Genomic DNA, 22,744 nt, shown 5'->3' with positions numbered 1-22,744 from the left:
CGCGTCAAGGGTTAATTGGCGATATTCGATGAACAAAGAAAGTTGCGCACTATATTGCTCATCCTCGCCTCCTTGCGCATCATAGACGCCAGGCCACACGCCTCTCTCTATATAAGGAAGCAACTCCAACAATGAACACCCACCCCCGCAGCCTGGCCTCCAGCCTCTTCCCCATTGGCCTGCTGCTAATTGCAATGGCATCCATCCAGTCCGGCGCCTCGCTGGCAAAAAGCATGTTCCCGCTGGTAGGTGCGCAAGGCACCACAACGCTGCGCCTGATTTTCGCCAGCCTCATCATGCTGGTGCTGCTGCGCCCCTGGCGCGCGCGCTTCACCTCCAGCACCCTCAAGTCGGTCATCATCTATGGGCTGGCATTGGGCGGCATGAACTTTCTCTTTTATATGTCCTTGCGCAGTGTCCCGCTGGGTATCGCCGTTGCCCTGGAGTTCACCGGCCCGCTGGCCGTGGCATTGTACGCATCGCGCAGGGCCATGGATTTCGTATGGATCGGTCTGGCAGTGGTCGGCCTGTTGCTGCTGATACCCATCGGGCAGACCGGGGCGGCCATCGACCTGATAGGCGCCGGCTACGCACTGGGCGCCGGCGTGTGCTGGGCGCTCTACATTCTATATGGGCAGAAAGCCGGGGCCGAGCACGGCATTCAGACCGCCGCACTTGGCGTCATGGTTGCCGCACTGTTCGTTGCGCCGATCGGCATCGTTCATGCCGGCAGCGCCCTGCTCAACCCTGCCCTGCTACCCGTGGCGATTGGCGTGGCCATTCTGTCGACAGCATTGCCGTACAGCCTGGAAATGGTGGCCCTGACACGCCTGCCCGCCCGAACCTTCGGCACACTGATGAGCATCGAACCGGCATTCGGCGCATTGTCGGGACTACTGTTTCTCAACGAAGTGTTGAGCATGGCGCAATGGCTGGCCATCGCCGCGATCATTACTGCCTCGGTGGGTGCCACACTGTCCATGCGCAGGGAAAGCCCAGCACTGGTGCCAGCCGACTGATTTGAGAAATATTTCCATTTGAACCTGTTTTTGTCATTGTGTCGCCATGGCACCCTGTTTAAGCTGTAATTCAATGCACTGCTTGAAGTTTTAACTTAAGACAAGGACGCGAGAGGCATCAGGAAGAGGCGCAGGTAACCGTCTCGGGCTTGCAGACCCGACACTCTTTGTAAGGACAGGAATGAAACGAATTTTGCTCATCCTAGCCATTCTGGCCATTGCTGGCTGTGCGGCGAACGCCAAAACTGAGGTCAAACACGGCAAGAAGGGCATGCACATCAACTGCTCGGGCCTGTCGTCTTCATGGAACAAGTGCTACGCCAAGGCCGCCAGTTCCTGCGGCACCAAAGGCTACAAAGTCGTCGCCAAGTCTGGCGATGGCGAAGACGAGCCAGGGGACTACCCCTTCGGGCTCAACCCCGCCGGCTACACCAGCCGAAGCATGATCGTCATCTGCAAGTAACGAAAAAGGGCAACCCGCAGGTTGCCCTTTTTCATGTGCCCGATCAGACAGCTTCGGTTCTTTGTTCCAGCCAGTGCAGAGCAGCACCTGCCAGCAGTGGCGAAAGCCGTTCACGCACCGTGCGGTGGTAATCATTGAGCCATTCGCGTTCTTCGCTGCCCAGTTGCTCAGGCAACAGGCATCGTGTGTCGATAGGGCACAAGGTCAGCGTTTCGAATTCAAGAAAGTCACCAAAACCACTCTTGCCCGAATCCCGGGTGAACACCAGGTTCTCGATGCGCACGCCCCACTGCCCAGGCCGATAGGTGCCCGGCTCGATGGAAGTGATCATGCCGGCCTGCATGGCTGTGTGCGGTGCAGGCGAGGCCTGATAGGCAATCACCTGGGGCCCTTCGTGCACGTTCATGAAGTAGCCGACGCCGTGGCCGGTGCCATGCCCGTAATCCACATGCTCGGCCCATAACGGTGCTCGGGCAATCGCATCGAGCAAAGGCGAGGCAATGCCCCGCGGAAAACGCGCCCTGGATAGTGCAATCATGCCCTTGAGCACCCGCGTGCAATCCAGCTTCTGTTCCAGGCTTGGCGTGCCGATGGGCACCATACGGGTAATGTCGGTGGTCCCTCCCAGGTACTGCCCACCTGAATCGATCAACAACAGCCCATCACCTTCGATGAGCGCATGCGAGGCGTCGGTGGCGCGGTAATGCGGCATGGCCCCATTGCTGTTGAAGGCGGCAATGGTGGCAAAGCTTGGGGACACATGACCGGGACGTCGAGCCCGGGCTGCGCCGAGCAAGGTGTCAACACTGACCTCGGTAAGGGTCGAATGCCCCAGTGCGGCTTCGAAGTCCGCGAAGAACTCGCACAACGCCGCACCGTCCTGTTCCATCACCTGCCTGATATGAACGAGGTCCGCCTCGCTCTTTCTCGACTTGGACAGAACGCTTGGATTGATGCCTTCGAGCAGCTGCACCTGGGCACCGAGGTTGGCCAGCAACCCGCTGGTCACCCGTGCCGGATCTACCAGCAGGACACTGCCCGCCTCGATGCCTGCCAGCGCGCTGCCCACTGCTTCATACTCGCGCAGTTGCACCCCGTCAGACTCAAGTGCCTCGCGCACAGCGCTGTCGACCTTGCTCGATGCCACGAACAGAATGGCCTGATGCTGACCGATCAATGCGAAGGAAACGAATACCGGGTTGTATGAAACGTCGCTGCCACGCAGGTTGAACAGCCAAGCGATGTCATCCAGCGTCGCAATGAAATGCCAATCTGCGCCGCGCTCCTTGAGCGTTGTGCGCAGTTGCGCCAGCTTGTCGGCACGGCTGACGCTCGCGTGCGGCGGCAGGTGCTGGTAAACCGGGCTGCCTGGCAACGCAGGCCGCTCCAGCCACACCTGTGCCAGCAGGTCCCTGTCACTGAGCAGGCGCACATTGCGCACCCTGAGGCGATCCTGCAGCTGCCGCGCCGACGCCAGTTGCATCACCGCACCGTCTACTGCCACCGTGCCGCCTGCGGGCGCCTGCTCTGCTAGCCAGTCAAGGGCCCCCGGCTGACCCGGCATCAGCTTCATCAACGCGATACCGCTACCCGCCAGCTCCTTTTCGGCCTGCTCCCAGTAACGACTGTCGGCCCAAAGCCCGGCAAAATCGGCCGTCAGCACCAGCGTACCCACCGAGCCATGAAACCCGGACAGCCATTGGCGCCCCTGCCAGTAGCCTGGAAGGTATTCGGACAGGTGCGGGTCTGCCGAGGGCACCAGCAGTGCATCGACCCCTTCGCGGTTCATCACTGCACGCATGCGCGCCAGGCGCGCGGTTACTGCTTCCTGCATTCCAGGCTGACTGTTCATTATGTTGTGCCACCACCGCGACCAATGTTCTGGTGGACGATAATGAAGCAGCACTCAACCGTGGGCAACCGCCCAGAAAGGCACATTGTGTAACGCTGCGTGGATGGCACCGGCAGCGGCGTCGATATCCTCTTCGCGGGTATAGCGCCCCAGGCTCAGACGCAACGTCTGCCGTGCCGCACGCTCGTCATGCCCAAGCGCCAGCAGCACATGCGAAGGCGCACTGCTGGCCGAATTGCAGGCCGACGTCGAGGAAAACGCCAGCGTACGGGCCAGCGCCTGCAGATCGATACCGTCACCGCCAAAGGTCAGGCTCAACGTATGAGGGATGCGCTGGACAGGGCTGCCGTTGAGCCCCAGGCCGGGAATATCGGCCAGCTGCTCCAGCAGCCGCTCACGCAACCGGTGCATACGTGCAACTTCCTGCTGCTGCACCTGCCCGGCCAGTGCGAAGGCTGCGCCCATGGCGGCAATCTGGTGAGTGGCCAGGGTGCCCGAGCGCAATCCGTTCTCGTGCCCGCCACCGTGAATCTGTGCCTGCAGCAGCGGCGCGGCGCGCTTGCCGACGTAGAGCGCACCGATCCCTTTGGGCCCATACACCTTGTGCGCCGAAAACGACATCAGGTCCACCGGCCAGCGTGACAGGTCGATAGGCACCTTGCCTGCCCCCTGGGCGGCATCCACATGCAGCAATGCGCCGTGGCGGCGCACCCGCTCGCCGATGGCCTGCACATCGTTCAGGGTGCCCAGTTCATTGTTGACCAACATCAGCGATACCAGAAAGGTGTCGTCACGCAGCGCCGCTGATACCGCCTGTTCAGTGATCAACCCCTGGGCATCGGGGCTCAGCCACGTCACCTCGATGCCTGCCAGCTCGAGCTGTCGGGCAGTATCGAGCACGGCTTTGTGCTCGATGCGGCTGGTGATGACATGCCCACCTGTGCGGCCCTGAGCCAGCCCTTTGAGGGCCAGGTTGTTGGATTCGGTGGCACCCGACGTCCAGATGATCTCGTCGGCCCGCGCCCCTACCAGGCCGGCGACCTGGGCCCGTGCCTGCTCGACCGCCAGGCGTGCCTGCTGACCATACCGATGGGAGCTGGAAGCCGGATTGCCAAAACGCCCGGATACCCCCAGACACTCCACCATTACCTGAATGACTCGCTCGTCGACGGGTGTCGTGGCGGCGTAGTCGAAATACAGCGGGAGTGTGGTCATGGCCAGGCGCTTCCTGAATGCGTGGAGTAGTCGTGCATCTATAGTGCACGAACACGCATAGAACCATTAATTATCAATTTTCATATTTATATAACAAAAATACAATTACGGTGATGACTCAGGCTCCCGCGTCAGACGAGCAGCCAATCCCTTGGCCTGCAACGCCACATCGGTGACGGCAGTACTTTCCCACCACAGGCCACGCAGCGGCGGGCCCATCGCAAACAGGCGCGTACTGACCGCGCCATCGGCATCGATCACTGCGCCCTGCGGGTCGGCATCAATTCCAAGGGCCAGCGGCCCTGGCCGGATCAGCCTGCGCTGCAACAACGCTTGCGGTAGCGGGCGTGCCACGCGCCGCCAGTCATACTCGATACCGGTGGAGTTGACCAGCGCGGCACCCTCGACCCGCGTCGCCTGGGCCTCGCCGCGAAACCGCAGACGCACCCCCACCCCGGCTCCGGTAGCCGGTTCGACCCTCTGCAGGGAGGCCGCATGAATATGCAGGCGCCCCTCCTGGCGCAACCGCTCCAGCAGCGCTGCACCCTGGGGCGGCGAACGGTGATGATGGCTTTCCCACCAGGGCCGCACATGGCGCACGAACTGGCGGCGTTCGCGGTCACTGGCCTGGCTCCACAGCCTGGGGATATGCACCCGCACAGTGTCCAGCGGGGCCTGCCAGTCGATGCCCTGGGCCAACGCCAGCCTGCATTGCCGGCGCAGCGCACGCAGCAACTGGCGCGGGCTGCGCAGCGAAGGGTCCGCCTCGAGAAAATCCTCCCAGGGCGGTGGCTGACGGCGCTCGTGGGGCCACAACCCGTGGCGCGAGAATACCTCGACAGGCCCACGATGCCCGGCCAGTTGCAACGACACCAGGGTGTCGACCATGGTCAGCCCGGAACCGATGATCAACACTGTGCCTTGCGGGTCGATCGTGCGCATGGCGGCCACGTCCCAGGGGTCGATGGCTGCGGCGTTGAGGCTGTTCTCACCCACCTGCGCCGTGCGCGCCGCGGCAAACATGCCGGTAGCCAGCACCGCCTGGCGCGCCTGCACCCGGCGTCCATCCTGCAATTGCGCCTGAACCCTGTCATCGTGCACCTGCAGGTCAACCACCTCGGTACACACATGCTCCAGCGTGGAGCCGGCCTTGGCGCCGACACGCTCGGCCTCTGCCAGACGCTGGCGGGCATAGCGACCGAACAGACCTCGCGGCGGGAACAATTCGGCCACCGGCACGCCCTGCTCGGCGGATTCGGGCCACTGCCCGGCATCGATCTGCTGTTGCAGCCAGTGGGTCAGGTCATCGGGATTGTCCGGATCGACGCTCATGCGCGCCGCATTGCCATTGAGGGTATGACCGTTTTCGGTAGCGCTGTAGGCTTCGCCACGCCCCAGCTCCCCACGCGGCTCGACCACCAGCAGGCGCCGGCGTCCGGGGCGACGCAGCAATTGCGCCGCCAACAAGGCGCCGCTCAGGCCACCCCCGATGATCAGTACATCCGCCATGTCGTCGCAGGCAGGTGCCGGTTGTTGTTCGTGCATCGGTATCTCCTTTCCCGGGAGACCGGATAATAAGCAGCAATCCACCGCAAGGGCAGCGGTGCGGTACCAAAGGAGGATCAGCCCGCAGGCCCGACCACGTGCTTGCGGTACTCGCCTGGCGCAAGCCCTGTGACCTTGTGGAAGACCTTGCGAAACGCACCAGGGTCCTGGTAGCCAACACCCCAGGCGATCTGGTCGATGCTGCGGTTGGTAAACTCGAGCATCCGGCAAGCGCGCCCTACCCTCACCTGCTGACAGTACTCGGTGGGTTTGAGGCCGGTGGCGCTGCGAAAACGCCGCAGGAAGGTGCGCTGCTCGAGCCCTGCGCAGTCGGCCATCAAGGCCATGTTGACCTCCCGCGCCCCCGTGCTCTGCAGCCAGTGCTGCACCTTGAGCACCGCTTCGTCGCCATGGTCCAGGCGCGGGCTGAACACGCTGCCCGGCCCAGGCATGGCATGCACTGGCGCCACCGCGAGAAATCGCGCCGTCTCAGCCGCCAGGGTCTGCCCCTGGAAGCGCTCGACCAGCTTGAGCCCCAACTCGGTCCAGGCCATCAATCCGGCCGAGGTAATGATGTCGCCATCTTCCAGCAACGGCAGGTTGGCCTCGACCTTGACCAGGGGAAAGCGCTCGGCCAGCGATTGGGCAAAATTCCAGTGAGTAGTGGCGGAGCGACCGTCGAGCAGGCCGCTGGCGGCAATGAAGAACACCCCGACACACACCGACACCAGCAGCGCGCCTTCGCGGTGCCACTGGCGCAGGTCGTTGCAGAAGCGATCGATCAGGTCGGGGCCCGGCTCCTCGGTCAGGCTGGGCGGGATGATCATCACTCGCGGGCGGTGATGCGCCTGCGGGTGACTGTCGAAGCTCACCGCCAGCGGCTGTCCCGGCATCTCGGCCCAGTGGCACACCCGCAGCAGCGGGCTGCGTCGCGCCCCGAGGTCCGCGGCCATGCGGTTGGCCACCGCGAACAGGTCGGTCAGGCCATGCACTGCCGCCATCTGGGCACCTGGGTAAACCAGAATACCGATCTCGACCTGATCGCCGATTGCATCCATTGTCAGTTTTTCCCGCCAATTTGTCGGTCGCGCCAATGCGCAAGCCTGTCGCACAAGCCTATAACTATCAGCACGTCACAACCATTCTCCTGAAGGACTGCACCATGAGCAAACAGGCACTGATCATCGTCGACATCCAGAACGACTACTTCCCCGGCGGCAAATGGACGCTGCACGGCGCCGATGCGGCCGCCGACAACGCCGCACGGATCATCCAGGCTGCCCGCGAAAACGGCGACCTGGTGGTCCATGTACGTCATGAGTTCGAGTCCGCCGATGCACCTTTCTTCACTCCGGGCTCCGAAGGCGCGCAGATTCATCCGAAAGCAGCCGCTCGCGAGGGCGAGCCGGTGGTGCTCAAGCACAACGTCAACAGCTTTCTGGGCACCGACCTCAAGGCCCTGCTCGACCAGCACAAGATTACCGGCCTGACCCTGGTCGGCAGCATGAGCCACATGTGCATCGATGCCGCCGCCCGGGCCGCCTCGGACATGGGCTATGGCACCACGGTGGTGCACGATGCCTGCGCCACCCGCGACCTGGAATTCAACGGCGTGGTCGTACCGGCGGCCCAGGCCCACGCGGCGTACATGGCATCGCTGGCCTTCGCCTACGCGCAGGTGGTCTCCACCCAGGAGTGGCTTGACGCCAATCGGCGCTGACAGGCCTTCAGATCACCACGTTGCGCACGAAGCGCGTCGCCACGTCGCCATCGTTGCGGTAGGCATGCATGCGGTTGCTGGCGAAGCTGTAGAAATCGCCAGCCGCCAGCACATGTTCCTGCGTTTCTATCACCAGGGTAAGGCGCCCCTCGAACACGTAGATCTGTTCGCTCCAGCCGTCGAAATCGGCCTCGGCCGGGTACACCTCGCCCGGCTCCAGGCGCCACTCCCACAACTCCACCTCGCGGCTGGCCCTGGAACTTGCCAGCAACACGGCCTTGCTGCCGGGGTGCACACCGGCCCAGGCCAGTTCGTTGATGCGATCAGGGTCACGGCTGTCAGGTGCCTGGATCAGGTCGCTGAACGCCACCGACAAGGCCTCGGCGATCAGGTCGAGGGTGGTCAGGCTGACATTCTTTTCACCCGCTTCTATTGCCACCAGCATGCGTCGGCTGACCCCGGATTTTTCTGCAAGGGCGCTCTGGCTCAGCTCTGCCGCATGGCGCAGGCGCCGGATATTCTGGCTCACGTGCTGAAGCACGGAGGCCCGCTGACTGGAATCTTTGTGCACTATATTGCTCACTCACATGGCTTGCGCAGTATACTGCCCACCTTCCGACGCATTGTGCGTCGCTCGCCCCACGTGTGCAAGCCCATGACCTCGCCGACCACTGCTCGATCTCTCTTCCTTTCATTGCGCCTGAGCAAGGCCGAACTGGTGCTGGTGTTCATCACCATGCTCTGGGGCGCCACCTTTCTGCTGGTGCATAACGTGATGACCGTCAGCGGCCCGATGTTCTTCGTCGGCCTGCGCTTTGCAGCGGCGGCGCTGTTTGTCGGGGCGTTCAGTGCGCGTGCGCTGCCCGGCCTGACCTGGTTCGAGGTCAAGGCCGGCGTACTGATCGGCGCCTCGATCATGCTGGGCTACGGCCTGCAAACGGTGGGCCTGCAAACCATCACCAGTAGCCAGTCGGCATTCATCACCGCCTTGTACGTACCTTTTGTACCGCTGCTGCAGTGGCTGGTGCTGGGCCGGCGCCCGGGGCTGATGCCGAGCCTGGGCATTGGCCTGGCGTTCGCCGGACTGATGCTGGTGGCCGGCCCCAGTGGCAGCTCGCTGCAGTTCAGCCCCGGCGAAATCGCCACGCTGATCGGCGCCGTGGCGATCGCAGCCGAGATCATTCTGATCAGCAACTATGCCGGCAAGGTCGACGTGCGCCGCGTGACCGTGGTGCAACTGGCTACCGCGTCGGCGCTGTCGTTCATGATGGTGGTGCCCACCCGGGAAGCCCTGCCGGACTTTTCCTGGCTGCTGCTGGGCAGTGCCGTCGGCCTGGGCGCCATGAGTGCGGTGATCCAGGTGGCAATGAACTGGGCCCAGCAATCAGTCTCGCCCACCCGGGCTACGCTGATCTACGCTGCAGAGCCGGTATGGGCCGGTATCGTCGGCCGCCTGGCGGGCGAGCGTCTGCCGGGCATCGCACTGCTCGGCGGGCTACTGATCGTGATCGCGGTGGTGGTCAGCGAACTGAAGATCAAACGCCGTGGCGAGCCCCTCGGCGCCAGTGATGACGATCAACAGGTGCAACAAACGGACCGGTAATCTGCAATAGCGGCACAATTCTTGTAAAAAACTGTTATAAAAAAACGCGTTGATGAGGCGCAAAAGTAGGATTCTGCGACAGCTTGCGTGTTGGTGATCGACGGGGCGCCACGTATGATCCCTTACAAACCTCTGCAGATTAGAAATCTATGTCCTTGATAGTTCTACTGCTTCTGCCGTTTGTTGGCAGCTGTCTGGCGGCTGTACTGCCGCACAACGCGCGTAACAGCGAATCACTTCTGGCCGGCCTTGTCGCGCTGGTCGGTACCGTGCAGGTCGCACTCCTGTACCCGCAAATTGCCGATGGCGGCGTCATCCGTGAAGAATTTCTGTGGCTGCCGAGCCTGGGCTTCAATCTCGTGCTGCGCATGGACGGGTTCGCCTGGCTGTTCTCGCTGCTGGTGCTGGGCATCGGCACCCTGGTGTCGCTGTATGCGCGCTACTACATGTCACCCCAGGACCCGGTTCCGCGTTTCTTCGCGTTTTTCCTGGCGTTCATGGGTGCCATGCTGGGCCTGGTGATCTCTGGCAACCTGATCCAGATGGTGTTCTTCTGGGAACTGACCAGCCTGTTCTCGTTCCTGCTGATCGGTTACTGGCACCACCGTGCCGATGCACGGCGCGGCGCCTATATGGCGCTGATGGTCACCGGGGCCGGTGGCTTGTGCCTGCTGGCGGGGGTACTGCTGCTCGGCCATGTGGTGGGCAGCTATGACCTGGACAAGGTCCTGGCCGCCGGTGACCTGATTCGCAGTCATGCCCTCTACCCCATTCTGCTTCCCCTTATCCTGCTCGGCGCCCTGACCAAGAGCGCTCAATTCCCCTTCCACTTCTGGCTTCCCCACGCCATGGCCGCGCCCACGCCGGTCTCGGCCTATCTGCACTCGGCCACCATGGTCAAGGCCGGGGTGTTCCTGCTGGCCCGGCTATGGCCGTCGCTGGCCGGCAGCGAAGAATGGTTCTGGATCGTCAGCGGCGCAGGGGCCTGCACCCTGCTGCTGGGCGCCTATGCGGCCATGTTCCAGAACGACCTCAAGGGCCTGCTGGCCTACTCGACCATCAGCCACCTGGGCCTGATCACCCTGCTGCTGGGCCTGAACAGCCCGCTGGCAGCGGTAGCGGCGGTGTTCCACATTCTCAACCATGCCACCTTCAAGGCCTCGCTGTTCATGGCCGCCGGCATCATCGACCATGAAAGCGGCACCCGCGATATCCGCAAGCTCAGCGGGCTGTTCCGGCTGATCCCGTTCACCGCCACCCTGGCCATGGTCGCCAGTGCCTCGATGGCCGGCGTACCCTTGATGAACGGCTTTCTGTCCAAGGAAATGTTCTTCGCCGAAACCGTGTTCATCAGTTCCACGGCCTGGGTCGAAACCACCTTGCCGATCATCGCGACCCTGGCGGGCACCTTCAGCGTCGCCTATGCGCTGCGCTTCACCGTCGACGTGTTTTTCGGCCCGCCGGCCACCGACCTGCCCCATACCCCCCACGAGCCGCCCCGCTGGATGCGCGCGCCGGTCGAGTTGCTGGTGCTGACCTGCCTGGTGGTGGGTATCTTCCCTGCGCAGTCGGTGGGCCCGCTGCTGGCCGCTGCCGCACTGCCGGTGGTGGGTGGCACGCTGCCCGAGTACAGCCTGGCCATCTGGCACGGCTGGAATGCACCACTGATCATGAGCCTGATCGCCATGTGCGGCGGCGTGGTGCTCTACCTGGTGCTGCGCAATCAGCTCAAGCGCGGGCGCTTCCTCTACCCGCCGCTGATCGAGCTGTTCAATGGCAAGCGCCTCTTCGAACACGGCCAGGTGCTGCTGATGCGTGTGGCGCGCCGCTTCGAGCGCCTGTTCACCACCCGCCGCCTGCAGAAGCAGCTGTTCATGCTGGTGCTCATCGCCCTGCTCGCCGGCGTGCTGCCCATGCTGCAAACCGGGTTGAGCTGGGGCGACCGGCCAAAAATCCCGGGCTCAGGTGTATTCGTGATGCTCTGGCTGATCGCGATCATCTGTGCCATCGGCGCTGCGTGGCAGGCCAAATACCACCGGCTGGCGGCCCTGACCATGGTCAGCGTCTGCGGCCTGATGACCTGCATCACCTTCGTCTGGTTCTCGGCGCCGGACCTGGCGCTCACCCAACTGGTGGTAGAAGTGGTCACCACGGTGCTGATCCTGCTGGGCCTGCGCTGGCTGCCACGGCGTATCGAAGACATCTCGCCCCTGCCCGGCAGCAAGGAACGCGCTGTGGCACGCCGCCTGCGCGACCTGCTGCTGGCGGTGCTGGTCGGCGGTGGCATGGCCTTGCTGTCGTACGCAATGCTGACCCGCCCGACACCCAACGTGATTTCTTCCTTCTACCTGAGCCGGGCGCTGCCCGAGGGTGGCGGCACCAACGTGGTCAACGTGATGCTGGTTGACTTCCGCGGCTTCGATACCCTGGGTGAAATCACCGTACTGGTGGCCGTGGCACTGAGCGTGTTTGCCCTGCTGCGCCGCTTCCGCCCGCCCAAGGAGAGCATCCAGCTACCTGCCCAGCAGCGCCTGCTGGCGCCGGACGTGGTCACCGACCTGGTCAACCCGCGTCAGGCCGCCGATACCGCGCTGGGCTTCATGATGGTGCCCGCCGCCCTGGTGCGACTGCTGCTGCCTATCGCGCTGGTGATCTCGATGTACCTGTTCATGCGCGGCCACAACCAGCCCGGTGGCGGCTTCGTCGCCGGCCTGGTGATGTCGGTGGCGTTCATCCTGCAGTACATGGTCGCCGGCACCCAGTGGGTGGAAGCCCAGATGAGCCTGCGTCCGCTGCGCTGGATGGGCACCGGGCTGTTGCTGGCAACCCTCACCGGGGCCGGGGCGATGCTGCTTGGCTACCCGTTCCTGACCACGCATACCGCGCACCTTGACCTGCCGATACTGGGCGACATCCATGTCGCCAGCGCCCTGTTCTTCGACACGGGCATCTTTACCGTGGTGGTCGGGTCCACGCTGCTGATCCTCACCGCACTGGCCCACCAGTCGGTGCGCAGCCACCGGCCGAGCAGCCAGCCCAAACCCACCGTCAACCCGGGAGCCGCCTGATGGAAGAAGTGATTGCAATTGCCATCGGTGTGCTCGCCGCGTCAGGCGTGTGGCTGATCCTGCGCCCACGGACCTTCCAGGTGGTGATGGGCCTGTGTCTGCTGTCGTACGGCGTCAACCTGTTCATCTTCAGCATGGGCAGCCTGTTCATCGGCAAGGAGCCGATCATCAAGGACGGCGTACCCCAGGACCTGCTCCATTACACCGACCCGTTGCCCCAGGCACTGGTACTGACGGCCATCGTCATCAGCTTCGCCATGACCGCCTTGTTCCTGGTGGTGCTGCTGGCTTCGCGCGGGCTGACCGGCACCGACCACGTGGATGGCCGGGAGCCTAAAGAATGAGTGTGATGAACCAACTGATCGTCGCGCCCATTCTGCTGCCGCTGCTGACCGCCGCACTGATGCTGCTGCTGGGCGAAAAGCGCCGGCCGCTCAAGGCCCGCATCAACCTGATCTCCAGCCTGGCCGGGCTGGGTATTTCGATCTGCCTGCTGCTGTGGGTGCAGGAGCAGGGCCAGGCCAGCTCGATCGGCGTGTACCTGCCGGGCAACTGGCAGGCACCTTTCGGCATCGTGCTGGTACTCGACCGCCTTTCGGCACTGATGCTGGTACTCACCGGCATCGTCGGGGTCAGCGCGCTGGTGTTCGCCACCGCGCGCTGGGACCGTGCAGGCGCCAGCTTCCACGCCCTGTTCCAGATCCAGCTGATGGGCCTGTACGGCGCCTTCCTGACGGCCGACCTGTTCAACCTGTTCGTGTTCTTCGAAGTGCTGCTGGCCGCCTCCTACGGCCTGATCCTGCATGGCTCGGGTCGTGCGCGGGTCAAGGCCGGCCTGCACTACATTGCCATCAACCTGCTCGCTTCCTCGCTGTTCCTGGTGGGGGCGGCGATGCTCTATGGGGTCACCGGTACCCTGAACATGGCTGACCTGGCCCTGAAGATTCCACTGGTGCCCGAGGCCGACCGCGGCCTGCTGCATGCCGGCGCGGCGATTCTGGCCACGGCCTTTCTGGCCAAGGCGGGTATCTGGCCGCTCAACTTCTGGCTGGTCCCGGCCTACTCGTCGGCCAGCGCCCCGGTTGCCGCACTGTTCGCGATCATGACCAAGGTGGGCACCTATACCGTGCTGCGCCTGTGGACCTTGCTGTTCTCCGGTCAGGCCGGCGCTTCGGCGTTCTTCGGCGGCGAGTGGCTGGTCATCGGTGGCCTGGCCACCCTGGGCTGCGCGGCGCTGTCGATCCTGGCGGCGCAACGCCTGGAGCGCATGGCCAGCCTGAGCATCCTGGTCTCGGCCGGCACCTTGCTGGCCGCCATCGGCTTCGGCCAGGCGGCGCTGACCGCCGCCGCACTGTTCTACCTGGTGAGCTCCACCCTGGCCTTGTGCGCGCTGTTCCTGCTGGCCGAGCTGATCGAGCGCTCGCGCTCGGCCAACGAGATCCCGCTGGAAGACGACACCGATGCGCTGCCCTCGCCCCTGGAATCGCTGCAGCCGCCCAAGGGCATCAACCTGGACGATGAACAGAAGGCGGTGATCGGCCAGGTGATTCCCTGGACCATGGCATTCCTGGGCTTGAGTTTCATCGCCTGCGCGCTGCTGATCATCGGCATGCCGCCGCTGTCCGGTTTCATCGGCAAGCTGAGCCTGATCAGCGCCCTGTTCAACCCCAACGGCCTGGGCGTGCCGGTCGACCAGCCGCTGTCCGCAGCCGGCTGGGGCCTGGTGGCCTTGCTGGTGCTCTCGGGCCTGGCATCGCTGATCGCCTTGACCCGTGTCGGCATCCAGCGCTTCTGGACCCCGCAGGAGCGCCCCTCGCCGTTGCTACGGCGCAATGAGTGCATTCCCATCGTGCTGCTGCTGGGGCTGTGCGTACTGCTGAGCGTGCGCGCCGAACCACTGCTGCGCTACACCCAGGACACGGCAGCCGGGCTCAAGGACCCTGCCAGCTACGTCAATGCGGTACTCGGCACGCGACCGGTGCCCGGCCCCACCAGCGAGGCGATTGCCGGGCAGGTGCAGCCATGAAGCGCCTGTTTCCCGCGCCACTGCTGTCGCTTTCGCTCTGGGGGTTGTGGTTGCTGCTCAACCTCTCGCTGAGTGCCGGCAACCTGCTGCTTGGCGCACTGCTGGCAATCCTGGCACCCATCCTGATGGCGCCGCTGCGTCCGCTACCGGTGCGCATACGCAAGCCTGGCACCATCGTGCGGCTGATTCTGCGAGTGGGGGGCGATGTGGTGATGTCCAACCTGCAGGTTGCCCGTAGCGTATGGCAGGCCGGTGGCCGGCCGCCACGCTCGCGCTTCATCCGTATTCCGCTGGACCTGCGCGATGCCCATGGCCTGGCGGCGCTGTCGATGATCACCACGGTCATTCCCGGCACCATCTGGTCGGAGCTGGCGCTGGACCGCAGCATCCTGCTGCTGCATGTCTTCGATCTGGACGATGAAACGCAGTTCATCGACCACTTCAAGCACACCTACGAACGTCCGCTGATGGAGATTTTCGAATGACTGGCCTGCTCGCCAACGCCATTCTCGCCAGCCTGTTCATCTTTGCCCTGGCCATGGCCCTGACCCTGGTGCGCCTGTTCAAGGGCCCTTCGGCACAGGACCGGGTACTGGCGCTGGACTACCTGTACATTCTGGCCATGCTGATGATGCTGGTGCTGGGTATCCGCTACGCCAGCGACACCTACTTCGAAGGTGCGCTGCTGATAGCCCTGTTCGGCTTTGTCGGCTCGTTTGCCCTGGCCAAATTCCTGCTGCGTGGCGAGGTGATCGAATGAACTCGACCGTCGAATTGCCGTTCTGGCTTGAAGTGGTCACGGCTGTGCTGCTGGTCGTCAGCAGCCTGTTCGCCCTGAGCGGCGCGGTAGGCCTGCTGCGCCTGAAGACCTTCTTCCAGCGCATGCACCCGCCCGCCCTGGCGTCGACCTTCGGCACCTGGTGCGTGGCCATGGCTTCGATCCTGTACTTTTCCGGCCTCAAGCACTCGCCCGTACTGCACGCCTGGCTGATCCCGATCCTTCTGTCGATCACCGTGCCGGTGACCACCCTGCTGCTGGCGCGGGCCGGGTTGTTTCGCAAGCGCATGGCCGGGGATGACGTGCCCGAAGAGGTCAGCAGTGGCCGCGGGCGCGATACCGGGCACTGACTCCTGGCCCTATTGAGCTGCCAACACCTGCAGCTCGCGGCGCACCATTGCCGCATATTCCGGCGGGCTCAGCTGATACAGCTGCCCTGCCACCCAGTTCAACCAGGCGCCCTGCAGCACCGCGCGTTGTGCCAGCCACTCCAGGGCCTGGGCCTGGGCGCGGGCCTGATGCTCGGCGTGGAAGCGCGCACGCCCCGACGCCGCAGCGGTACTGCTCACTCGCTGGCCTTGAAGGTCAGTTCGCCCTTGCGCCATTTGGCGGCCTTGGCCGTGGCAGCCTTAAGGGTCTTGGTCAGGCCTTCCTTGATCTGCTCGTGGGCAGCAAACACCATCACCACGGTCTGCCCTTCGCGGAACACGATGCCATGCCCTTCGGGCACGGTCACGAACGCATAATCGCCCAGTTCGTAGACGGTCAGCTTGATGTCGCGAAAGCGGATCTCCAACTTGCCACCTTCGCGGCTGGGCAATACCGCCGCCCGAAAGTGATCGCCCACTTTCAGTTCGAGCCGCTGTTTGTCATCGACCACCAGGGCCTCTTCGGTATCGATCTCGGCAAGGTAGATACCTTCGGCACTTTGTTCGGTCACGTAGACGAAGCGCGATTGAAACTGTTTGACCAACTTGGCCCGCAGATCGCCCAACACGAAGAGGGCGTGCATATCCAGATTACTGACTGCCAATGATTAATTCCTCAAAACCAGCATCACCCCGCCACCTCGCAGGCGGCACTGCGCCGCAAAGGTCCCGGTTTTCAATTTGAAGTCTGAAAGACTAGTGGATCAGTGCCAGGGTTGTTCGTACGCACAGACACCAGGCTGCGAAGGAAAACACGTCGTGCCCTGCCAGTTGATAACCGGCGGCTACAAACAGCCATTTCCCAAAGTGCAACCGATTTCTCTGACAGCGTGCTCGCTGAAAAAATGCGATAGCTGAAAGAAAGATCCCAGAACGAAGGACCTCTGGACGAACATGTTCACTGCACAGGGAAGCGAATATGCACGAAAACACCGAAACACGTCGAGTGGGCAATACACTTGAAGTATCAAAAAATATCGGGAGCGCATCCGGCAAAACCCGGCCGCGCTACATTGTAGTGCCGGCTGGCGTCGGTTTTTTCCATATCACGGAGTCTGCCACGGGCCGGGTGAAAGGCTTTCGCCGACATCACGGGGAGGCCTGCGACCTGGCAAGGACCCTCGAGGCCAGGCCCCGCGCCTACCCGGCCTGACAGGCGTCCAGCCCCTGCCCATCGAACTGTGCCAGCCAGGCGGCGCGACAGGCGTGTGCCTCGTCACGGCTGGCGAACGCGGTGCCTCTGCGCTCACCGTTGACCAGCACCACCCAGCACACGCGCATGCCCACCGAACGCAGCGAAATGGGAACGCCACTGCCGATCATCACCGCCACATCGACCTTGCACTGCATGATTCCCTCCGGAATTTAATTAGCAGCCTAACGATGAGGCGATGATAAACCCCTGCCCCTTGCGGGAAAAAGCTATCCCCGGCATAGCTGTTTTGCATCAAGCGCAACAAATCCGACTCAGGAAATCACGCTGTGCTGGGGTCGATAGCCCAGGCGCAAGCCGCCCCAGTGGCGCCCCTGTACCTGGATCGGCACCGACAGGTCATGCATCAGCTCGCCCGTGTCACGGGTATAGGTCTGCAGCAGCACCGGTTGCTGATGGCTGCCGCAACGGATACCGGTACGGTCGTCGAACATGCGCTTGCTGCGGTTGTGCGCGGTATCGGTCGCCTCGTCACCGGTCAGTGGCTGGCTGAAGGCGTTGTTGTGGGTCGGCACATAGCCCTGCTGGGTACAGGCAATGGCGAACACCAGGCCTTCATGCTGGGCCAGCAATGGCTCCTGGATCGCGGGCAGTACCTGGTCGGTGTAGTCGTCGAAACGCGTGCGGTAACGGGCCGGGCGGGTACCGGGCAGCAGCTGATACTGGCGATCGAACAGAGCATCGACGCTGATGCGCCCCTGGGCGATGTCGGCCTCGAAGCGTTCGGCAATTTTCTGGCCCCCCTGGCGGGCAAGGTCGTATACGCGCTGGTGGTAGTCATCCAGCCCCACCTCGGCCAGACGCTCGCTGATACGCTCGGCCTGACCTTCCATCTGCACGGCTGCCTGGGCCAGGCGCTGGGTCTGCTGGTCGCTCACCACCAGGTCGCTGCGCATCTGCGCCACGGCCTGGAACAGGCTGTCGAGCTGAGTACGGTTGGTCTCGGTACCGGCAGCGATCGCATCGATCTGCTGCTCGACGCCAGCGGCGAGCCCGGCGATGGCGTCCAGTTGCTCGCCGGTGTGCTCGACCTGGTCCACCCCCTGGTGCAGGTCATCGGACAACTCACGGATCTGCTCCACCACCTGGGCGGTACGCTGCTGGATATCGGCCACCATCAGGCCGACCTCCTCGGTGGCACTGGCGGTACGTCCGGCCAGGCCACGCACCTCATCGGCCACCACGGCAAAGCCACGACCATGTTCGCCGGCGCGCGCGGCCTCGATGGCCGCGTTCAATGCAAGCAGGTTGGTCTGGCTGGCGATGGTCTGGATCACCAGGGTAACCCGGGCAATGTCTTCGCTGCGCTGGTGCAGCGCCTCGATCAGTTCGCGGCTGTCGTTGGCACGGGCGCTGAGCTGGTGCATGCGCTGGATCGACTCGGCCAGCACCGTTCTGCCGGCAGCACTGCTGTGGTGGGCCTCGCGGGCCGCGCCCAGGGCCTGCTGGCTGAGCTGCGAAGTGGCTTTCTCGGTACCGATCATGACTTCGGCGCTGCTGACGATCTGCGCCGCCGACACCAGTTGCGATTGCAGCTTGTCGGCCAGTTGCTGCACCGCATGGGCAACGCCAGCGGCAGACAGCGCGTTGTGGCTGGTGGCCTGGGCCAGGTCACGGGTCAGGTCGCCCAGCGGGTCCTGCTCGCTCACCACCTCGGCCGGCCGCTTGCGCATCAACGGCAGCCACAGGGCCAGCAAGGCCAGTGGCAGACACAGGTAGAAGGACACATCGGCAAACGCCATGGCACTGAGCAACACCACCAGTACCAGGCTTTGCAGCGCCGTGCCCGACCAGCGCCGGGCGCCAGTGGACGTACCTTGCAGCGGCACCAGCGTGCCAGGCAGAGATCCTTCTCGCATCATAACAATGGTTCCCGCAGTGTCGTTATTGTGCCCCCATTAAACGCCACTACAAGGCCATTATCCATGCTTCGTTGGATGTAAGACCCTCCTGCTTGATGCAAGGCAAAGAAACGCAAAAGCCCCGGGCTGTGAACCCGGGGCTTGCTGGTACGACAGCGGGCGTCAGGCCTGACGCTGGTGCTTGTCGAGCTGCTCGTGGCGCTCTTGCGCCTCGATGCAGTACTTGGTGGTGGGGCTGATCAGCAGGCGCTTGAGGCCGATCGGCTCGCCGCTGTCTTCACACCAGCCGAAGCTGTCGTCCTTGATGCGGCCCAGGGCAATTTCCAGCTGGGGCAGCAGGCGCTGGTCGCGGTCGATGGTGTTGACCAGCCAGTGACGCTCTTCTTCGACCGAGGCGGCGTCGGCAGGATCAGCAGGGGTGTCCAGGCTTTCGATGGCTACACGACTTTTCTCGATGCGCTCATGGATCTCCACTTTCATCGACTGCAACAGCTCGGTGAAAAAGGCATGCTGCTCAGCGTTCATGTAGTCATCGGCCGGCATGGCCAGCAACTTTTCCTTTGTCATTGATTTCTCTATAAAAAATACGTGCATTTAGGCGATCGGGTGCTACCGGCGAACAGCTCGCCGGCGGCGCAATTCTTCAAGCACCATCCGGCACTCAATTTACAGGGGGCGGCAGTCTAAGGCCGAGTTTCGCAAGGGGCAATACAAATGAAGGTGGTTTTGTCCGAAATGCCCCTCGAACGAGCGTCAACGCTCCCCTGAGGGCGGCCTTTATAGCAAAAAAACTCGTCCGCGGGGGTAGTCTCGCTGTTTATCGCACGCCCGCCTCGCCCAGCAGCTGGCTCAGCACCGCACGCAGCTTGCCCGGCTTGACCGGCTTGTTAAGCAATGGCGCGCCCAGGCGCTGCATCGCACGGCGGCTCTGGTCGCTGCGATCGGCGGTGATCATCACGGCGGGTATGGTCACCGCGAAATGCTCACGCAGGTCGCGCACCACCTCGCACCCAGTCACCCCGTGGTCCAGGTGAAAGTCCGCCAGCACCAGTTCCGGCGCGCGCCCCTGCAACACCTGAAATGCCGTCTCGCGGTCGGTCGCGGTCAGCACCTCGCACCCCCACTGGGCCAGCAGGGCGGCCATGCTCTGCAAGATGCTCAGTTCGTTGTCCAGCACCAGCAGGCGGCGCCCCGGCAGCGGGTCGCCGACGCTCGGCAGCGGTGCTGGCGCCAGCACCGGCGGGCAACGACGTTCGGTGGAGAGCGGCACATCGATGCTGAACACCGAACCGCGCCCCGGCCAGGAGCGTACCCGTACCGGGTAATCGAGGATCCGCGCAATGCGCTCGACGATCGCCAGGCCCAGGCCCACCCCCTTGCGATCGGCGGCGCGGCCCACATCGAGCTGGTTGAATTCGAGAAAGATCGATTGCAGGCGCTGCGCAGCAATGCCGCGCCCGGTATCCCAGACCTCCAGGCGCAGGCAGTCGCCACGCCGCCGCGCCCCCAGCAGGATGCGCCCCTGTTCGGTATAGCGGCAGGCGTTGCTGAGGAAGTTGCGCAGGATCCGCGTCAGCAGCCGCACATCGGTGCGGATCACCTGGCGCCCGCTGCGCAAACGCAGGCCCAGGCCCTCGGCAGCCGCCACCGGCTGGAACTCCGAGGCCAGCGGCGCCAGCACATCGTCCAACAGGTACAGGTCAAGGTCAGGCTTGATTGCCGCCTGGTCGAGCCGGGAAATATCCAGCAGATCGCTCAACAGGTCTTCGGCACCTTCCAGCGCCTGGTGCGCGCGCTCCACCAGCAATTGCTCGGCCTGCGGCAACTGGCGCTCGCGCAGGGTCGAAATCAACAGGCGTGCAGCGTTGAGCGGTTGCAGCAGGTCGTGGCTGGCGGCGGCCAGGTACTTGTCCTTGCTGCGGTTGGCGGCCTGGGCCGCATCGCGTGCCTCCATCAGCTGGCGGGTACGCTCGGCCACGCGCTGCTCCAGCTCGTCGTTGAGTTGCTGCAGACGCTCCTGCGCCAGCTTGCGCTCGGTGATGTCGGCGACGAACCCCTCGACCACGCCCTCCTCGTCCGGGCGCAGCAACAGGTTCATCAGCACATCGATGCTGCTGCCGTCCTTGCGTCGCAGCTGGGTTTCGTAACCCAGCAGGGCCTGCTCGCGCTGCAGCACCTGGGCAATGTCCTGCAACTCGGCCTGGCCGCCCACGAACAGGTGGCTGGCCAGGTCACGCCGGGAAAACAGAACCGCCTGGGGGTCGGCATACCCCAGCATGCGCGCCAGCGCCGGGTTGGCGGCGCGCAGGCCATCGTCGAGGCTGGCCTGGAAGATGCCGTGCACCGCATGCTCGAACAGCCACGAATAGCGCTTGCGCTCGGTTTCCAGCTCGTCCAGGCGCGCCGCCAGTTCCGGGTAGTGGCTTTTGCGAACAGTGTGGTTGCTCAGCCCCAGCAGCCCGGCCAGCGCATTCGCGCCAGGCTCAGAGGGCCTCGCCATACACCACCTCGACATCACGCTGGCTCGAGGTCCGCGGGTTGGTGAGGATGCACGGGTCGTCCATCGCATGCTGCGACAGGAACGGAATGTCGCTGCTGCCCACCCCGTGCAAGGCCAGGGTTTCGTGAAAGCCCACGGCGTGCTTGAGCGCGATCAGGTGCTCGACCAGGCGCTGGCGGACCTGATTGTGGTTCAGCCCGCGGCAATCGATACCCAGGGTCTGCGCGATCAACTTGAAGCGATCGGGGGCGGCGCTGTAGTTGAAGGCCACCACATGCTCGACCAGCACCGCATTGCACAGACCGTGGGGCAGGTCGAGAAACCCGCCCAGGCTGTGGGACATGGCGTGCACCGCCCCGAGGATGGCATTGGAGAAGGCCAGCCCGGCCTGCATGCTGCCGAGCATGATCTTCTCGCGCAGGGCAATGTCCTGCGGGTTGGCGATCATCTGCACCAGGTTGCCGTTGATCAGGCGCATTGCCTCCAGGGCATGGGGGTCGGTCAGCGGCCCATGACCGGTGGACACGAACGCCTCGATGGCATGCACCAGCGCGTCGATGCCGGTACAGGCCGACAGGAACGGGTCCATGCTCAGGGTGGTTTCAGGGTCGATCAGCGACACATCGGGTACCACCGCCTTGCTGACGATGGAGAACTTCATGCGTTCCTGCTGGTTGGAGATGATCACGAACTGCGACACGTCGGCCGAGGTGCCGGCGGTGGTCGGGATCAGGATCAGCGGCGGGCTCGGCACTCGGATGGTGTCGACCCCTTCGAACTCCAGGATGTGCCGGCCGTGGGCCGCCACGATGCCGATGCCCTTGGCGCAGTCCATCGGGCTGCCGCCGCCAACGGCCACGATCACGTCGCACTGTTCGCTGCGATAGCGCTCGGCGCCGGCCATGACCTCTTCGACCCGCGGGTTGGGCGACACGTCGCTGTACAGGCAGTAATCGATGCCCTGCGCCTGCAGGCTGGCCTCGATGTCGCCGACCCAGCCGGCGGCGATCACGCCAGGGTCACTGACCAGCAGTACCTTGCGCGCGCCGAAGGTCCTGGCGTAATTGGCCACATGGTGCCGACAGCCGGCACCGAAGATGATTTCCGGAGAGACGAATTTACGCAACTGGCTCAGGTTCGGGCTCATGCGACGCCTTCTTGTTCTTTTAAGGTAGCGCCAGCCTAAAGCATCAGGAGGGTTTTGCAATCAGACGATAGGGGGGATGCACAAGGCAGCGCCGGTGCCTTGGGGCACCGGCGCAAGAGGGATCAACGGCTGGCGAAGTACATGGTCACTTCAAAGCCGATACGCAGATCAGTGAACGCGGGTTTTTTCCACATAGGTCCATCCTCTTCTGGCACCACAGGATTGCGGTGCGTCTATTAATACACCGTTGCCGGCGCAGGTCGAATGCTACTTTGGAACAGATTTTCCCACAGCCATCGGGCGTC

At 63.8% G+C, this 22,744-nt stretch carries 23 protein-coding genes; 10 read left to right on the top strand and 13 right to left on the bottom strand.

Translation table 11 applies throughout. The features are described 5' to 3' along the window. The first annotated feature begins 131 nt into the window (after positions 1-131). Positions 132-1,019 carry a threonine/homoserine exporter RhtA gene (gene rhtA, locus DN388_RS23535; RefSeq protein WP_255002352.1) on the top strand — a complete coding sequence of 296 codons (888 nt, stop codon included), beginning with the start codon at positions 132-134 and terminating at the stop codon, positions 1,017-1,019. A 181-nt stretch (positions 1,020-1,200) separates the two neighbouring features. After that, positions 1,201-1,482 (top strand): hypothetical protein, encoded by a 282-nt coding sequence (locus DN388_RS23530; protein ID WP_043859840.1) that lies wholly within the window; start codon positions 1,201-1,203, stop codon positions 1,480-1,482. A gap of 43 nt (positions 1,483-1,525) precedes the next feature. On the opposite strand, the gene DN388_RS23525 is transcribed toward DN388_RS23530, so the two are convergent. From DN388_RS23525 to DN388_RS23510, 4 genes are all read right to left on the bottom strand, one after another. Further along, complete coding sequence (locus DN388_RS23525) at positions 1,526-3,334, bottom strand: aminopeptidase P family protein (RefSeq protein ID WP_054915732.1); 1,809 nt, start codon at positions 3,332-3,334, stop codon at positions 1,526-1,528. Between the two features lie 54 nt (positions 3,335-3,388). After that, positions 3,389-4,549: a cysteine desulfurase family protein gene (locus DN388_RS23520; protein ID WP_255002346.1), complete on the bottom strand. Its 1,161-nt coding sequence runs from the start codon at positions 4,547-4,549 to the stop codon at positions 3,389-3,391. Between the two features lie 105 nt (positions 4,550-4,654). Then, positions 4,655-6,094, bottom strand: a complete 1,440-nt coding sequence (locus tag DN388_RS23515; protein ID WP_253087339.1) for an FAD/NAD(P)-binding protein — start codon at positions 6,092-6,094, stop codon at positions 4,655-4,657. 77 nt (positions 6,095-6,171) lie between these two features. Beyond that, positions 6,172-7,152, bottom strand: coding sequence for a GlxA family transcriptional regulator (locus DN388_RS23510; RefSeq protein ID WP_255002342.1), 981 nt, complete (start codon positions 7,150-7,152; stop codon positions 6,172-6,174). A 104-nt stretch (positions 7,153-7,256) separates the two neighbouring features. Here DN388_RS23510 and DN388_RS23505 point away from each other — a divergent pair, with 104 nt between their 5' ends. Next, the gene (locus DN388_RS23505; RefSeq protein WP_054915728.1) at positions 7,257-7,814 is read left to right on the top strand and encodes a cysteine hydrolase family protein; all 558 of its coding nucleotides are present in this window, start codon (positions 7,257-7,259) and stop codon (positions 7,812-7,814) included. Between the two features lie 7 nt (positions 7,815-7,821). Here the strand turns inward: DN388_RS23505 and DN388_RS23500 are convergent, their stop codons facing one another. Beyond that, entirely contained in the window at positions 7,822-8,385 is a 564-nt protein-coding gene (locus DN388_RS23500; RefSeq protein WP_043859845.1) for a helix-turn-helix domain-containing protein, read from the bottom strand. A gap of 84 nt (positions 8,386-8,469) precedes the next feature. On the opposite strand from DN388_RS23500, the gene DN388_RS23495 reads away from it, so the two are divergent. The 7 genes from DN388_RS23495 to DN388_RS23465 all read left to right on the top strand — a co-directional run bounded on the left by DN388_RS23495 (position 8,470) and on the right by DN388_RS23465 (position 15,639). Beyond that, positions 8,470-9,417 carry a DMT family transporter gene (locus tag DN388_RS23495; RefSeq protein ID WP_255002337.1) on the top strand — a complete coding sequence of 316 codons (948 nt, stop codon included), beginning with the start codon at positions 8,470-8,472 and terminating at the stop codon, positions 9,415-9,417. A gap of 149 nt (positions 9,418-9,566) precedes the next feature. Then, positions 9,567-12,485, top strand: coding sequence for a monovalent cation/H+ antiporter subunit A (locus tag DN388_RS23490; protein WP_054915726.1), 2,919 nt, complete (start codon positions 9,567-9,569; stop codon positions 12,483-12,485). Then, the gene (locus DN388_RS23485; protein WP_007986256.1) at positions 12,485-12,829 is read left to right on the top strand and encodes a Na+/H+ antiporter subunit C; all 345 of its coding nucleotides are present in this window, start codon (positions 12,485-12,487) and stop codon (positions 12,827-12,829) included. Before DN388_RS23490 ends, DN388_RS23485 begins: the two co-directional genes overlap by 1 nt. Then, positions 12,826-14,511 (top strand): monovalent cation/H+ antiporter subunit D, encoded by a 1,686-nt coding sequence (locus tag DN388_RS23480; RefSeq protein ID WP_043860101.1) that lies wholly within the window; start codon positions 12,826-12,828, stop codon positions 14,509-14,511. The genes DN388_RS23485 and DN388_RS23480 overlap by 4 nt, the downstream gene beginning before the upstream one ends. Next, positions 14,508-14,996 (top strand): Na+/H+ antiporter subunit E, encoded by a 489-nt coding sequence (locus DN388_RS23475; protein WP_043860102.1) that lies wholly within the window; start codon positions 14,508-14,510, stop codon positions 14,994-14,996. The genes DN388_RS23480 and DN388_RS23475 overlap by 4 nt, the downstream gene beginning before the upstream one ends. Further along, on the top strand, positions 14,993-15,271 hold the full coding sequence (locus DN388_RS23470) for a K+/H+ antiporter subunit F (protein WP_043860103.1): 279 nt from the start codon (positions 14,993-14,995) through the stop codon (positions 15,269-15,271). Before DN388_RS23475 ends, DN388_RS23470 begins: the two co-directional genes overlap by 4 nt. Continuing rightward, complete coding sequence (locus DN388_RS23465; RefSeq protein WP_043860104.1) at positions 15,268-15,639, top strand: Na+/H+ antiporter subunit G; 372 nt, start codon at positions 15,268-15,270, stop codon at positions 15,637-15,639. The genes DN388_RS23470 and DN388_RS23465 overlap by 4 nt, the downstream gene beginning before the upstream one ends. A gap of 9 nt (positions 15,640-15,648) precedes the next feature. Here DN388_RS23465 and DN388_RS23460 read toward each other — a convergent pair whose 3' ends face one another. The 8 genes from DN388_RS23460 to pqqA all read right to left on the bottom strand — a co-directional run bounded on the left by DN388_RS23460 (position 15,649) and on the right by pqqA (position 22,633). After that, the gene (locus DN388_RS23460; protein ID WP_255002272.1) at positions 15,649-15,858 is read right to left on the bottom strand and encodes a hypothetical protein; all 210 of its coding nucleotides are present in this window, start codon (positions 15,856-15,858) and stop codon (positions 15,649-15,651) included. Further along, complete coding sequence (locus tag DN388_RS23455) at positions 15,855-16,322, bottom strand: hypothetical protein (protein ID WP_043860106.1); 468 nt, start codon at positions 16,320-16,322, stop codon at positions 15,855-15,857. The genes DN388_RS23460 and DN388_RS23455 overlap by 4 nt, the downstream gene beginning before the upstream one ends. A gap of 535 nt (positions 16,323-16,857) precedes the next feature. Then, positions 16,858-17,067: a hypothetical protein gene (locus tag DN388_RS23450; protein ID WP_054915725.1), complete on the bottom strand. Its 210-nt coding sequence runs from the start codon at positions 17,065-17,067 to the stop codon at positions 16,858-16,860. 117 nt (positions 17,068-17,184) lie between these two features. After that, positions 17,185-18,792: a methyl-accepting chemotaxis protein gene (locus DN388_RS23445; RefSeq protein ID WP_255002269.1), complete on the bottom strand. Its 1,608-nt coding sequence runs from the start codon at positions 18,790-18,792 to the stop codon at positions 17,185-17,187. Between the two features lie 162 nt (positions 18,793-18,954). Beyond that, entirely contained in the window at positions 18,955-19,359 is a 405-nt protein-coding gene (locus tag DN388_RS23440; RefSeq protein WP_043860109.1) for a TraR/DksA C4-type zinc finger protein, read from the bottom strand. Positions 19,360-19,609: 250 nt separating this feature from the next. Next, positions 19,610-21,292: a NahK/ErcS family hybrid sensor histidine kinase/response regulator gene (locus tag DN388_RS23435; RefSeq protein WP_054915724.1), complete on the bottom strand. Its 1,683-nt coding sequence runs from the start codon at positions 21,290-21,292 to the stop codon at positions 19,610-19,612. Beyond that, positions 21,276-22,439, bottom strand: coding sequence for an alcohol dehydrogenase-like regulatory protein ErcA (gene ercA / locus DN388_RS23430; RefSeq protein ID WP_043860111.1), 1,164 nt, complete (start codon positions 22,437-22,439; stop codon positions 21,276-21,278). The genes DN388_RS23435 and ercA overlap by 17 nt, the downstream gene beginning before the upstream one ends. Positions 22,440-22,561: 122 nt before the next feature. Next, a complete protein-coding gene (pqqA, locus tag DN388_RS23425; RefSeq protein ID WP_020289857.1) occupies positions 22,562-22,633 on the bottom strand; it encodes a pyrroloquinoline quinone precursor peptide PqqA in 72 nt (23 codons plus the stop codon). Between the last annotated feature and the right edge of the window lie 111 nt (positions 22,634-22,744).

It is taken from the genome of Pseudomonas sp. S12(2018), assembly GCF_024355235.1.
GTDB classification, from domain to species: Bacteria; Pseudomonadota; Gammaproteobacteria; order Pseudomonadales; family Pseudomonadaceae; genus Aquipseudomonas; species Aquipseudomonas palmensis.
This window is presented reverse-complemented; position numbering and strand designations above follow the sequence as displayed.